Origin of the sequence: Bacillus mobilis (assembly GCF_001884045.1) — a bacterium.
GTDB lineage: Bacteria > Bacillota > Bacilli > Bacillales > Bacillaceae_G > Bacillus_A > Bacillus_A mobilis.
Genome location: NZ_MACF01000041.1, coordinates 1 through 13,732, shown reverse-complemented (window position 1 = coordinate 13,732; position 13,732 = coordinate 1). Strand labels below are relative to the sequence as shown.

Annotated in this window: 11 protein-coding genes and 3 tRNA genes; 1 reads left to right on the top strand and 13 read right to left on the bottom strand. The window is 34.4% G+C overall.

Going from position 1 to position 13,732, the window contains the following annotated elements; translation table 11 throughout:
* Positions 1-103: 103 nt before the first annotated feature.
* The 11 genes from yhbH to BAQ44_RS04025 form a co-directional block, all read right to left on the bottom strand.
* The gene (yhbH, locus tag BAQ44_RS04075; RefSeq protein ID WP_063263516.1) at positions 104-1,279 is read right to left on the bottom strand and encodes a sporulation protein YhbH; all 1,176 of its coding nucleotides are present in this window, start codon (positions 1,277-1,279) and stop codon (positions 104-106) included.
* 446 nt (positions 1,280-1,725) lie between these two features.
* Entirely contained in the window at positions 1,726-3,621 is a 1,896-nt protein-coding gene (locus tag BAQ44_RS04070; protein ID WP_000353281.1) for a PrkA family serine protein kinase, read from the bottom strand.
* A 393-nt stretch (positions 3,622-4,014) separates the two neighbouring features.
* On the bottom strand, positions 4,015-6,084 hold the full coding sequence (locus tag BAQ44_RS04065) for a sensor domain-containing protein (RefSeq protein WP_071720921.1): 2,070 nt from the start codon (positions 6,082-6,084) through the stop codon (positions 4,015-4,017).
* A 128-nt stretch (positions 6,085-6,212) separates the two neighbouring features.
* Entirely contained in the window at positions 6,213-6,701 is a 489-nt protein-coding gene (gene trmL / locus BAQ44_RS04060) for a tRNA (uridine(34)/cytosine(34)/5-carboxymethylaminomethyluridine(34)-2'-O)-methyltransferase TrmL (protein WP_000538149.1), read from the bottom strand.
* 58 nt (positions 6,702-6,759) lie between these two features.
* On the bottom strand, positions 6,760-7,647 hold the full coding sequence (locus BAQ44_RS04055) for an amidase domain-containing protein (RefSeq protein ID WP_071720919.1): 888 nt from the start codon (positions 7,645-7,647) through the stop codon (positions 6,760-6,762).
* A 44-nt stretch (positions 7,648-7,691) separates the two neighbouring features.
* A complete protein-coding gene (gene queG / locus BAQ44_RS04050; protein ID WP_060629454.1) occupies positions 7,692-8,834 on the bottom strand; it encodes a tRNA epoxyqueuosine(34) reductase QueG in 1,143 nt (380 codons plus the stop codon).
* A gap of 199 nt (positions 8,835-9,033) precedes the next feature.
* Positions 9,034-9,107: transfer RNA gene (locus BAQ44_RS04045), tRNA-Gly, on the bottom strand.
* Positions 9,108-9,221: 114 nt separating this feature from the next.
* Entirely contained in the window at positions 9,222-9,872 is a 651-nt protein-coding gene (locus tag BAQ44_RS04040) for a DsbA family protein (protein WP_000841317.1), read from the bottom strand.
* 187 nt (positions 9,873-10,059) lie between these two features.
* A complete protein-coding gene (locus BAQ44_RS04035) occupies positions 10,060-10,836 on the bottom strand; it encodes a transglycosylase domain-containing protein (RefSeq protein WP_071720918.1) in 777 nt (258 codons plus the stop codon).
* 482 nt (positions 10,837-11,318) lie between these two features.
* Positions 11,319-11,780: an NUDIX hydrolase gene (locus BAQ44_RS04030; protein WP_071720916.1), complete on the bottom strand. Its 462-nt coding sequence runs from the start codon at positions 11,778-11,780 to the stop codon at positions 11,319-11,321.
* A gap of 149 nt (positions 11,781-11,929) precedes the next feature.
* Positions 11,930-12,649, bottom strand: coding sequence for a YebC/PmpR family DNA-binding transcriptional regulator (locus BAQ44_RS04025; RefSeq protein ID WP_000532956.1), 720 nt, complete (start codon positions 12,647-12,649; stop codon positions 11,930-11,932).
* Between the two features lie 352 nt (positions 12,650-13,001).
* Here BAQ44_RS04025 and BAQ44_RS04020 point away from each other — a divergent pair, with 352 nt between their 5' ends.
* The gene (locus BAQ44_RS04020) at positions 13,002-13,322 is read left to right on the top strand and encodes a DUF3884 family protein (protein ID WP_071720915.1); all 321 of its coding nucleotides are present in this window, start codon (positions 13,002-13,004) and stop codon (positions 13,320-13,322) included.
* Between the two features lie 167 nt (positions 13,323-13,489).
* Here the strand turns inward: BAQ44_RS04020 and BAQ44_RS04015 are convergent.
* Both BAQ44_RS04015 and BAQ44_RS04010 read right to left on the bottom strand, forming a co-directional pair.
* Positions 13,490-13,571, bottom strand: a tRNA-Leu gene (locus BAQ44_RS04015).
* Between the two features lie 10 nt (positions 13,572-13,581).
* Positions 13,582-13,652 (bottom strand) — tRNA-Cys (locus BAQ44_RS04010).
* Positions 13,653-13,732: the final 80 nt, after the last annotated feature.

Sequence of the window (13,732 nt, the reverse complement as noted above, 5' to 3'; positions counted from 1 at the left end):
ATCTAAATGTAATCATATCTCGAATAAATGATAATGATTTTCATTTTCATTGTCAACTAGAAAAATAAAAAGTTTACAAAAAAATAACCCCTTTTTAAAGGGGTTATGCCATTTTCTCTCCTGATTCTTCTCTAAAGAAGCTTTTCATTGCGTGGAATACATCTGCTTTTTGCTTTAAAATATAATATCTGAAATTCTCATCTTTAATATTTTTATAGGCTGACATGAGGGTACTGTGGCGATTGTATTGATTCACTTCTCCATAGCCAAACATATTACACTTCTTCATCAACTCTTCAACAAGCTTTACGCATCTAGCGTTATCTGATGTTAAATTATCACCGTCTGAAAAATGGAATGGATAAATATTATAGCGGTCTGGTGAATATTTATTATCGATTAACTCGAGTGCTTTTTTGTATACAGAAGAACAGATTGTTCCGCCACTTTCTCCTTTTGAGAAAAACTCCTCCTCTGTAACGACTTTTGCCTCCGTATGATGGGCAATAAACTCAATATCTACTGTTTCATACTTCGTTCTTAGAAATCTTGTCATCCAGAAAAAGAAGCTACGTGCCATATACTTCTCCCATATTCCCATCGATCCACTTGTATCCATCATCGCTAATACAACTGCTTTTGAATCTGGTTTTAATACTTCATTCCAAGTACGGAATTTTAAATCTTCTTGGTGAATTGGATGAAAGGATGCTTTACCACGCATTGCATTTCGTTTATATGCAGATATCATCGTTCGTTTCTTATCAATATTTCCCCATAATCCAGTTTTTCTAATATCATTAAATTCAACATGTTCAATCCGGTTTTCATCCATTTCTTTTCTCTTTAAATTAGGCAGCTCTAACTCTTTGAAAAACGCTTGCTCTAATTCTAAAATAGAGACTTCAGCTTCATAATAATCCTCTCCAGCCGCGTCCCCTGCTCCTTGCCCTTTTCCTGGTCCTTTTTGCTTTTGACCACCTGATCCATCTCTCGCAACGACATCACCAACTTTGCTGTCACCATTTCCTTGCCCAACGTGTTTGTTTTTATCATAATTGTATCTAATCTTATATTCATCTAGAGAACGAATTGGTATTTTTACAACATCCTTGCCATTAGACATAACTATACTTTCCTCTGTTACAAGATCGGGTAAATTATTCTTAATTGCCTCTTGTACTTTTTCTTGATGGCGTTGTTGGTCGTCATATCCTTTGCGATGGAGGGACCAGTTTTCCTGTGAAATCGTATAATTTGGTTGGTTTTCTTCACCCATTTCTTTCCCTCCTTACTGTAATTGTCTTTCTATATGAACAGCAAGCTAGAATTTTTATTTTATACTGTGCAAGCAAGAATGAAAGGTAACTGCCCATCGAAATTCATCCCATAAACATATATAACGTTTTTCATATAATACCCCGAGCATTCTAAACAAAATTTTGCCACTCACATACTAGAAAGAAACATTCAGCCGTTGATAAGAAAGAAACACAATGCATAGTTGCACACATTTACACTTTGCAACATATTGTATTGTGTTGGCTTTTTTCGTATGAATGGTTGGTTACTCTATCATATGCATATTGTAAAAATAATTGACAATAAATTCATGAAATTGCATCTTAATTTATTATATTTGGACAAGGTATGACACTTTACACATATGAATGGATAATAAAACGCTGTCCCGCAAAATACAAGAGACAGCGTTTTGTTATCAAACTATCGGTTTAGCAGGCTACCTACATAGCGTAATAATTCATTCGCAGATGAAGAATTATAGCCGTGCTCATCAATTAGGCGTGCAACAACATCATTGATTTTCTTAAGCTGATTTTCGTCTGGCGTTTTCGTTGATGTTGTAATTTTCACTATATCTTTTAAATCAGCAAATAGTTTTTTCTGAATCGCTTCGCGAAGACGCTCGTGTGAATTATAATCAAAGCGTTTTCCTTTACGCGCATAAGCAGAAATGCGAATTAAAATTTCTTCACGGAATGCTTTCTTAGCATTTTCTGAAATTCCAATTTGCTCTTCAATTGAGCGCATTAGCTTTTCATCTGGACTCATTTCTTCACCTGTTAATGGATCACGTAATTTTGATTTATTGCAATATGCTTCAACGTTGTCTAAGTAATTATCCATAAGTGTCTTCGCTGATTCTTCATATGAATACACGAATGCTTTTTGTACTTCTTTCTTCGCAATTTCATCATATTCTTTTCTCGCTAATGAGATGAAATTCATATAACGCTCTCGATCTTCATTACTAATTGACGGATGCTGATCCAACCCGTCTTTTAGCGATCTAAGTACATCTAATGCGTTAATAGATGGTACCTCTTTTCGAATAATTGTAGAAGAGATTCGGTTAATAACATAACGAGGATCGATACCTTTCATACCTTCATCTTGATATTCACGTTGTAGCTCCTCTACATCAATCGCATTATAACCTTCTACTGTTTCTCCATCATATAAACGCATCTTTTTAATTAAATCAATATCCGGACGCTTCGGATCTTTTAAACGAGTTAAAATCGTAAACATTGCTGCAACGCGAAGTGTGTGCGGTGCAATATGCACATTGGATACATCACTTTCACGAATCATTTTTTCATAAATATGTTCTTCTTCACTCACTCGTAAATTATATGGAACTGGCATTACAATAATTCTTGAGTGCAATGCTTCATTTTTCTTGTTTGCTATGAAAGAACGATACTCCGTTTCATTCGTATGCGCTACAATTAATTCATCTGCTGAAATAAGCGCAAATCTTCCCGCTTTGAAATTCCCTTCTTGCGTAAGCGATAATAAATGCCATAAAAACTTCTCGTCGCATTTTAACATCTCTTGGAATTCCATCATTCCACGGTTTGCCTTATTCAATTCTCCATCGAAGCGATATGCTCGTGGATCTGATTCTGAACCATATTCTGCGATTGTTGAAAAGTCCAGACTACCTGTTAAATCGGCGATATCTTGTGATTTAGGATCAGACGGGCTAAATGTACCAATCCCTGTACGGCGATCTTCTGAGAAGAAAATACGCTCTACAACTACATCCTCAATTCTTGAACCATATTCTTGCTCTAGGCGCATAACGTTTAGTGGTGATAGATTCCCTTCAATTCTAACTCCATACTCATCAAAGAAATCATCTCGTAAATGATGCGGAATTAAATGAAGTGGATCTTCATGCATTGGGCAGCCTTTAATTGCAAAAATTGCTCCTCGATCTGTTCGGGAATATGTTTCTAATCCTCGTTTCAACATCGTAACTAATGTTGATTTCCCCCCACTAACAGGACCCATTAATAATAAAATACGTTTTCTAACATCTAATCGTTTTGCAGATGGATGAAAATATTCTTCTACAAGACGTTCTAAAGCATCCTCTAATCCAAATAGCTGATTACTAAAGAAGTTATACTTTCTTCTACCATCTACCTCTTCAATTCCAGCATCTTTTATCATATTGTAAATGCGAGAGTGTGCTGTTTGAGCCACCCATGGTCTTTCCTTCACAAGCTCTAAATACTCCGCAAACGTACCTTCCCATTGTAAGCGTTCTTCTGCTTCTCGATGCTGTTCAATTTTTTTTAGAATATCCATTATAGCTCCTCCCCCATCTCCTTGTTCAATCGGATTATTATAAAAGGTATGCTAGGATGTCCTCAAACATTCTTTAAATCAAAATGAAATATACAGTAGTGCAATAAAATTCTCTCCAAAATTCAAAGAAAATTCTGTATAATATAGGTATTAAAGATTTTACACCGCTATTCATTTTAAATAAATTCTTTTCTTCCAAGAACCTTACATACATTTCGATTCATATTTAAGATTCATAAACTGAAAAATTAGGAGGGATATTAGTATGAAATTATTATTAATTTTAGGTGTATCACTCACATTTCTTACAGCTATTTTTACATCTGGTTACAATGATAAACCCGGTACACATAAAAAGTGATGTGCTTTTGGCACATCACTTTTTTTTATGAATTATTTATAATACACATTTTCCACATCGTATTTTGATAGTGGTTTGCTATAATAATAACCTTGTACAAACTTCACATTCTTTTCCTTCAAAAATTGTATTTGTTCTGCCTTTTCTACTCCTTCTGCAATTACATTCAATTCCAAAGTATGAGCTAAATGAATAATCGCAGCCGTAATATTCGTATCACGTTCATCTACATGTATACCTTCCATAAAAGAACGATCGATTTTCAAAGTATCAATTGGATACGTTTTTAAATAACTTAAAGATGAATATCCCGTCCCAAAATCATCTAAATGAATCTTTAAATTTTGTTCTTTTAATTGTAGCAATACTCTTTTCGATATGTCTTTATGTATAAGGGCTCCTTCTGTAACCTCTATTGCTAATAGATGAGCTGGTACATTGTACTTATGTAACGCTCGTGTAATCATCTCTATTAGTGTAATAGAACGAAAGTGCCTGGCTGAAATATTAACTGCAATCGGGACCACTTCATATCCTTTATTTAACCATTCACGTATTTGCTGACACACTTCATTTACTACCCATTCATCAAGCTTAATAATAAATCCTGTTCTTTCTGCTAACGGAATAAATTGATTGGGAGAGACAAATCCTAATTCTTTATTCTCCCACCTTATTAAAGCTTCCATACTGACTATTTTTTTCGTGTCAATATTCATTTGTGGCTGATAATATAAGAAGAATTCGTTTTTTTCTATAGCACGATGTAATTGGTTTTCTATTATAAATCTTTGTTCACGTTCACAATCTAATCCATTGCAATAAAAATAATAATGCCCTTTTCCTTTTTCTTTTGCTTTTTCCAAAGCAGCATCAACTCTTTGGAATAATATTTTTTCATCCTCTCCATCTGTTGGAGCCATTACAATTCCGATTGACGCACTTAAATACACGTCCTCTTCTTCAATTACAAAATGTTCACTAATCTTTTTTAGTATGCTTTTTGCAACTACCTCTACACGTTCTTTCGTGATATTTTCTATTAACATAACAAATTGATCATCGTGTTCTCTAAATAAGTACATACCGTCTATTTTAAAACTGCTTAAACATTCTGTAACTTTTTGTAATACTTTATCTCCTTCTTTATGGCCAAAAGTATCATTAATAAGATGAAATTCATCTAAATCTATAAAAATAAACGCAAAATCTATCTTCTCATTTAAAAAAACATTTAACTTATTTGTACATGAAATTCTATTCATTAATCCTGTTAACTGGTCATAATAAGCTAAATATTCCGTTCTCATCTCATTTAATACTTGCCTTGTAACATCCCTCGTAACAATATATATCCCGACAATTTCCCCGTTCACAATAATTGGAATAGTTCTTAAAGAAATATAGAGCTCGTACCCTTCTTTATGAACATATTTCTTTGAAACAATTTGCTTCGCTTTTCCTTGCATGGATCCTTTAAATATAATTTGGAAATCTTTTTCATATTCTTTATTAATAAATTCAAAAATAAATTTATTGTTTAATTCTTCATATCGGTATCCAAATATTTCATACGTCGCTGGGTTTGCATATGTAATTCTACCTATAGAATCTATAGATATAATGGAGTCATTATTATATTCTAGTAATGACTTAAATAGCATTTGTTTTTCCTCTATTTCAATCTTCTCCTCAATTTGAGCTGTAATATCCCTCGTAATACAAATAATAAACTGACATACTCCTTCTTCATCAAATACAGGATTAAGTGAAGATTCATAATGTAAATTACCAGTTGGTAAACTAACTACATCACAAAAGGTATGTGCTTTCGCTTCGCTCGCTACTTTTGCATATTGCACTTGTAATATTTCCGCCGTATCTTCCGGTAATACTTCAGCGAACGTTTTTCCATAACATTCTTCGCTTAGCTTCGCATAATCCATACCTATCTTATTTACATAAATATATTTAAAGGTTTCATCATCCATAACTTTCACAATAAATACTAAATCTTGAATAGCATGTAATAATCCTCTTCTTATTAAATCCATATCTATCATACTTAAAAAGGTATTTTGATTACTATATCGTTCCTTCATATTTATCTCAACCCGTCTAATCTATTTTTATTCATATATCCCCATTCTATATGAATATGTCCCCTTTTTTAAATGTATGATTATATATTATTTTTATTTTTAGAAAAAAAGTCGCCATATGGCGACTTTTAATAAACAATTTCTAAATCTAATCCTGGATAATTTTGTTGACGGAATGCTTCATAAATTAAAATAGCTGCTGTATTAGATAAATTTAATGAGCGCACTTTATCAGTCATTGGAATACGTAAACAATGATCGAAATTTTCTTCGATTACATTAGCTGGTAAACCGTTTGTTTCTCTTCCAAATACAAAATAGTAATCCTTCTCACGTTTGCTATAATCAAACGCTGTATGAGCTTTCTCGCCATACTTTGTTAAATAGAAGAATTCACCGTCTTTATTTTTCTCATAAAATTCTTCAATTGAATCATAATACGTAACTTTCACGTGCTGCCAATAATCTAATCCTGCACGCTTTAACATTTTATCATCCGTTGAAAATCCAAGCGGTCTAATCAAATGTAATTCTGTTCCAGTTGCTGCACAAGTACGAGCAATATTCCCTGTATTTGCTGGAATTTCTGGTTGATATAAAACAACATGTACTCCCACGCGATATTCACCTCTATTTTTTGTCTACTACGTATTATACCACTTGAGCGAAAAATCTCTACCCATTAATAATGTGAAAGAATTTATATTTCATTTGCGGTGTATATTTACTAGAATCTTCATAGTTCCAATAACGCCGACGGCTATTCGCTGAATGTGCATTTACAAGTGGCATACCATCTGCGTCTTTTGCTACTACAATCGTCGTATGATTCCATCTACCATCATCCTCAAAATCATAAGCAATGACATCACCAAGAATAAGATCCTCTGGCCTTTCTACCGCTTCTGCTCGAAGCCCTGTTGTAGAACCTGATAAATACCAATAAAAAGAGTGTGCGACAGCCCAGCTCCAACTCCACTGATTCTCCCTTTGCCACCATCCTTTACGAATATTAGGATATCCATTCATTGGTACTTCTCCAGTATGAAGACATTGAGAAATAAAATTCGTACAATTATCAGGGAAATTACGATATACAGGGTTTCGATCATCCCACCAACGCTCTGCATATTTAACTGCCTCTAAACGATTATACTGATAAGAACCATACTTCTCTTTTATAACTTCTCTTTCTAACGTCTCACTCATGCCAACTGCTTCTGGCACTTCAATAGCATAATCACCTATTATCCGGCTATTATTTAAACAAACTCTTCGTTTTAGTTGTTCCTCTTCGATATAAAATAATTCTTTATGCTTAATTAAATATTTAAAATGTATTTGATAATCAATTTCTTGATGATTGCTATTATTTAATTGTCTCATGAAAGAAACGTCCGCAGTTGCTTTCACTATATGTGCATTACGCTTTTGAAACAATTGTTTCTTTCTCTGTGCTATCTGGAATAAATCTTCAGCAATCCCCTCTACATTTGTTCTTTTTTCTGTTATATAGGCTAAAAATTGTTGTACTTGCTTTTCAATATTTATTTTTACAACCATTTCGTCTCCCTCCCATATTACAATATGAAAAAGGGAGATATTATCTACTCTTTTTTCTGCGCTAACAATTCAAGTCCGCGATTCATTTCATGAAGAACCTCTTCATCTTTCTCACGCTGCATTGCTTTTTCAATGGCTTCGCCCACGCCATCTCCACCAATTTTCCCAAGTGCCCATGCTGCCGTTCCGCGAAGTACTGGTCTTGGGTCATCTTTCATAACACCTATTAAATCAGGAATTGCTGATGCCTCTTTAAAATGAGCAAGTGCCAAAATTGCATTTCGTTGCAACGGCTTTTTACCTCTCCATGAACCAGACATAATTCCATATTTCTCTTTAAAATCACGATTACTAATTGTTAAAAGTGGTGTTAATAGCGGCTTAACTAACTCAGGATCCGGTTCCATCTCAGGGTGGTTATGAAAATCCATTCCTTTGTTTTTTGGACAAACAGTCTGACATGTATCACATCCATATATACGGTTTCCTATTTTATCACGATATTCTTCCGGTAGGAATCCTTTCGTCTGTGTTAAAAATGCAATACATTTCTTCGAGTCTAACTGTCCTCCTTGTATTAAAGCACCTGTAGGACAAATATCAATACATTTCGTGCAGCTCCCGCATTGATCTTCTATTGGCTGATCTGGTGGGAATGGAACGTTTGTAATCATTTCTCCTAAATATACATACGAACCAAATTCGGGTGTAATAATAGCGCAATTCTTACCGCTCCACCCAATACCGGCACGCTCCGAAACAGCTCGATCACTTAATTCACCCGTATCAACCATTGACTTAACTTCTATATCAGGAAGTTTTTCGATTAAATATGCTTCTAATTTTTGCAAACGATCTCGTAAAACAAGATGATAATCTTGTCCCCAAGAAGCTCGACAAAAAATCCCGCGGCGTTCTCCACGCTTACTTAATGGTGCATTTTTTAATTTTGAAGGATACGCTAATGCAATCGCAATAATTGATTTTGCACCAGGTAGTAGAAGCTGTGGGTTCGTTCTCTTTTCTATATCAGGCTCTTCAAATCCAGATTGATAATTTAATTGTTGCTGCTGGATTAAGCGCTGCTTTAATTCCTCAAATGGTGAAGCACTAGCAAAGCCTATTTTATCTATACCAATTGTTTTACTATACGCAATTACATCTTGCTTTAATTGTTCAAAATCCATTCTTAATCGCCTCCTCAGATGAATCCATCCCTTATGTAACGACTATATTGGTTAGTAATTCACTTTTGGAATACTATTCTTTACTTCTATTTTCGCATACAATTATCTTTTTCAAACATTAAAAAACGCAATGCCTCGTTTATCTTAGAAACGAAACACTGCGTTGATCACAATTTATAGAAAAACATTTAATAAAATTTGGAGCGGGTGAAGAGAATCGAACTCTCGACCAGAGCTTGGAAGGCTCTTGTTTTACCACTAAACTACACCCGCAAATATGAAATAAATATAAGATATTAGAATAACTTATGTAAAGTAGTATAGCATGTTAAAAAAACGGAAGCAAGAATTTTATCGAAAAAAGTCGAAAAAGTGATGAGTAGCTCATCACTTTTTCAATTCTTTATCAATCGCCTTCTTCATACTATCGAAATCAGGGTTTGCAAGATTTCCGTTTATGTATACTGAAGGAGCACCTTGAACTTTTAATTTTTGAGCACGATCTGAATCTTTACGTACTTTTTCTTTTATTTCTTTACTGTGTAAATCTTTCTTAAATTGTTCTACATCAACTTTTGGAAGCTTCTCTTTCACAATGTTAAGAAGTAATTCTTCTGTAATCCATTCTTCCGTGTCTTTCTTTTGACTTTGATAAATCTCATCATAGAAAGTCCAGAATGAATCTTGATCTTGTTTATAAATTGCTTCACCAGCTGCTGCACCTAAATCAGAGTCTTTTCCAATAAACGGGAAGTTAATAAAATATAACTGCACTTTACCTTTATCAATATACTCTTCTTTTAATCGTGGTAATACTGTTACATCCCAAGTACGACACGCAGGACATTTGAAGTCTCCAAATTCAACTACCTTAACTGGTGCATCATCTTTCCCTAAAGATTGTTGTGTGGAATAAGCAAACATCTCATTCCCTTTATCTTTTTTGTCATTTATGATGCTATACGCAATTGTTCCGATTACAATCAATACTGCGATAGAAAAAACTATACCAAGAGCCATGAGTTTGTTTGATTTCATATACATTCCTCTTTAAATTCATATTCTGTATACAGCATTGTACACAATACACATAATATCAACACTTATATGCGTCACGCAATGAACACGCTCACATAAATTACAAAAACAGAACATTTGTGACAATATTGTGTCGCCTTTTGTCACAATTTATTCAAAAAAAGAAGCTCCTATGTAGGAACTTCCTTTAGCTTACTGCTTTTTCACGCGCATTATTTAACATCGACTGCTCTGTTTTGATATCATGACGAATGACTAACTTCTCACTAACTGCTTGCACATACTCATCATGATTGATATAGCCTTCTTTCTCCATCAATCTCAAAACGACATTTCGTCTCTCTACGGCCTTATCATAATTTTGTGCAGGCGAGTAATAAGCAGGTGCCTTTACTACAGCAGCCATCATTGCACTTTCAGCCAGCGTTAATTGGCTTACTTTTTTACCGAAGTAAAGGTTTGCCGCTTTTTCAATTCCCCATGCTCCTTCTCCGTAATAAATATTGCTTACATACAATTTTAAAATTTCATCCTTCGTAAATGTGCGTTCAATTTTTTTCGTATAGAAAATCTCTTTCCACTTACGAGAAAATGTACGTTCATTTGTTAAAAAAGCATTTTTGGATAACTGCTGTGTAATTGTGCTTCCGCCTTGCACAACACCACCAGCCTTTATATTCTCAACAGACGCTCTGACAATCGCTATATAATCTAAACCGTTATGATGATAAAACCTTTTATCTTCTGTCGCAATAAATGCATGTGTTAATGATTCTGGCACCTCTAACTTAGCCGGTACATGTAATTTACTAATATCACTTTGCTCGATCATTATATTTCCAACGAATAATAACGTACAACTTAACAATAATAATAAAATAATGGCTTTATAAAAGAATTTAGTCATTGGATTTAATGCAACTTTTTGATGATAGTTCACCCTAGATAATACTCGTTCTTTCATCTTGAACACCTCTTTTCCACACAGCGTATAACTCTTACTTTAAGAATACCTTGTTGTAAAAAAACATCCCATCGATTTCTCTTACACGTACCTTACATCATTGTAAGGTATAAAGTGAAACTTTAATCAGCCCTCCCCAATCGGGCTGTCCGGCAAATAACGGGGTAAAAAAGTATTGTATCACAGTCTTTTTTTATCTACTATTCATCTGAAATATTGAATATAGAGTATGCTAAACCAATAGTAGAGTATACCTTAAGCCTATACTTCCCTATTAAAACACCCTATTTTCATTATATCATCTACAAATATATATATTTGTAAGTATCTAGCAATCTAAATGTATACAATATATCATACATTATACAGAACAAACGTTCTTAAAATCAATACTAGCACTATTATTATTTTGACCTTTTTCTTAAACAGTATACAAAAAAGAGTAGTGATTTGATTGTATCTCAAACCAACTACCCTTTTCTTTATAATCTAGCTATTAAATTATACGGCTGCACTTCCCACGTTTCGTATGGAATAAAATGTGTCGCTCTCATCTCATCAATCGTTCTGGATTTCATATGAGGACGCGTTATGTACTCATCTATGTTCTCTTCATTTAAAGCAACAAATTTAGCCTCTTGTATTTCTTCAGGCTGAATTTGTATTTCACCGCTCACATATGCGACTTTAAAAATAACAGATACAATATGCATAGAAGCATTATAGTAAACACCTGTAACTCCAAGCGGCTTCACAGTCAAACCCGTCTCCTCAAACATTTCCCTACAAACTGCTTTATCGAGCGCTTCTCCTTCTTCCACCTGTCCTCCTGGCAACTCCCACGTATCCGCTCGCCAATGTACTTTAGCCAATAACACTTCACCTTTTTCATTTGTTAAATAGCCTGCTACGGCAACGATATGCTTTGGTGTTTTATGTTCCATATTAAGCCTCCTAGCAATAATGATTATTTCACATATCCCTATAAGCATATTCCCTGTCTACAACAAAATACCTTTACTAATTCATCAACTTAATTAACCTCATAAAAAAAGCCCCCTATCCGTTAAACGAACAGGGGGCTTCTATCGGATTATTCTCCTAAGTCTACGTTGTGGTAAACTTGTTGCACATCTTCTAGATCTTCTAATGCATCAACCATTTTTTCAAATTGTACTTGAGCATCTTCAGGAAGTTCTACATCACTTTGTGCAAGCATTGTTAATTCTGCAACTGTGAATTCTTCAACACCAGCATCTTTAAGTGCAGATTGTACAGAATGGAATTGATCAGGTTCAGCATACACGATAACAGCATCTTCTTCTTCAAGAATGTCACGTGCATCTACATCTGCTTCCATTAAAATTTCAAGAACTTCATCTGATGTTTTACCTTCAAGACCGATAACAGCTGTCGCATCAAACATGTAAGCTACAGAACCGTTTACACCCATGTTACCACTGTTTTTGCTAAATGCAGCTCGTACATCTGCTGCAGTACGGTTTACGTTATTTGTAAGTGTATCTACAATTACCATAGATCCATTTGGTCCGAATCCTTCATAACGAAGCTCGTCATAATTTTCTTCTGAACCGCCTTTTGCTTTTTCAACTGCACGATCAATAATTGTTCTTGGTACATTGTATGTTTTCGCACGTTCTAATACGACTCTAAGCGCTTGGTTTGATTCTGGATCTGGCTCACCTTGTTTTGCTGCCACATAAATTTCACGTCCAAATTTCGCGTATATACGGCTTGTATTTGCATCTTTTGATGCTTTTTTATCCTTAATATTATTCCATTTACGACCCATACTTTCCACTCTCTTTCCCGTTTTAAATCTACATAAAAATATTAATATGAAATATAATGTGTATTCAACACATTTTTAAAAGAAATATAAAAAGTTCATTTTTGATTCATATTACAGACATAATATAAATCACTATCATTTTGTTCTTTCAACAAGTTATATTATACATGAATTCCTACGTTTATTACGAATTTTAGAAGCACATAGCACAATTTAACAAAAAAACTCTAACATTTCTGTTAGAGTTTTTTTATATCTTCGATAACAATTTCCATAATATTACCATAATTATTTTCTATCGTTGTATAATAAAAACAGGAAAAAATTTGAAGGGAAGATGGGGGGGAGAATTATGACACATTCAAATGAGAAAAAAGAACATGGTCTTAAAGGAATTGGAGAGAAGTTAAACCCAACTATCTATCAAATAAGATTTATGAAATTAGATGAACCAATTCAATTTGAGTCGTTTCCTGAATTAAAGGAATTAGGGGACTGGTTGAGTACTTCAACGCACATGTGGGCGTGCCACTCAACCATGTACAAGTACAACAAAAAAGAGTTTAAAAAGAGGTTTTTAGAAATTACAAACTTAACCGTTGATAATGTACTAATATCTACTGGCGCTGTCGGATTTATTTTCATGTCACCGGGCTGGAGAAATTCTCTCTAGAGTACTCAAAGAGAATATTGTATAGAATACCGGAATTAAAAGGATAAAAATGAATGTTTGTTTTTATCCTTTTAATGTTTCCGCACACTTTTTGTGCTTATTTTGTCACGCGAAGAAAACAAAAAAACTCTATACAGTTAGTATAGAGTTTTTTACGCCGTTCATGATACCGATGGTCGGGGTCGAACCGACACTCCCGAAGGAACACGATTTTGAGTCGTGCGCGTCTGCCAATTCCGCCACATCGGCACAAAAGAAAAGGCGGCAACCGGATTTGAACCGGTGATAAAGGTTTTGCAGACCTCTGCCTTACCACTTGGCTATGCCGCCATATGAAATTTTATTGGAGCGGAAGACGGGATTCGAACCCGCGACCCCAACCTTGGCAAGGTTGTATTCTACCACTGAAC

What these genes read in the sequence shown, in the direction of transcription:
- BAQ44_RS04020 (WP_071720915.1), top strand. Translation starts at nt 13,002, where the DNA reads ATGACACATTCAAATGAGAAAAAAGAACATGGTCTTAAAGGAATTGGA.
- BAQ44_RS04035 (WP_071720918.1), bottom strand. Translation starts at nt 10,836, where the DNA reads ATGAAAGAACGAGTATTATCTAGGGTGAACTATCATCAAAAAGTTGCA.
- queG (WP_060629454.1), bottom strand. Translation starts at nt 8,834, where the DNA reads ATGGATTTTGAACAATTAAAGCAAGATGTAATTGCGTATAGTAAAACA.
- BAQ44_RS04070 (WP_000353281.1), bottom strand. Translation starts at nt 3,621, where the DNA reads ATGGATATTCTAAAAAAAATTGAACAGCATCGAGAAGCAGAAGAACGC.
- BAQ44_RS04055 (WP_071720919.1), bottom strand. Translation starts at nt 7,647, where the DNA reads ATGGTTGTAAAAATAAATATTGAAAAGCAAGTACAACAATTTTTAGCC.
- yhbH (WP_063263516.1), bottom strand. Translation starts at nt 1,279, where the DNA reads ATGGGTGAAGAAAACCAACCAAATTATACGATTTCACAGGAAAACTGG.
- BAQ44_RS04030 (WP_071720916.1), bottom strand. Translation starts at nt 11,780, where the DNA reads ATGGAACATAAAACACCAAAGCATATCGTTGCCGTAGCAGGCTATTTA.
- BAQ44_RS04025 (WP_000532956.1), bottom strand. Translation starts at nt 12,649, where the DNA reads ATGGGTCGTAAATGGAATAATATTAAGGATAAAAAAGCATCAAAAGAT.
- BAQ44_RS04040 (WP_000841317.1), bottom strand. Translation starts at nt 9,872, where the DNA reads ATGAAATCAAACAAACTCATGGCTCTTGGTATAGTTTTTTCTATCGCA.
- BAQ44_RS04065 (WP_071720921.1), bottom strand. Translation starts at nt 6,084, where the DNA reads ATGAAGGAACGATATAGTAATCAAAATACCTTTTTAAGTATGATAGAT.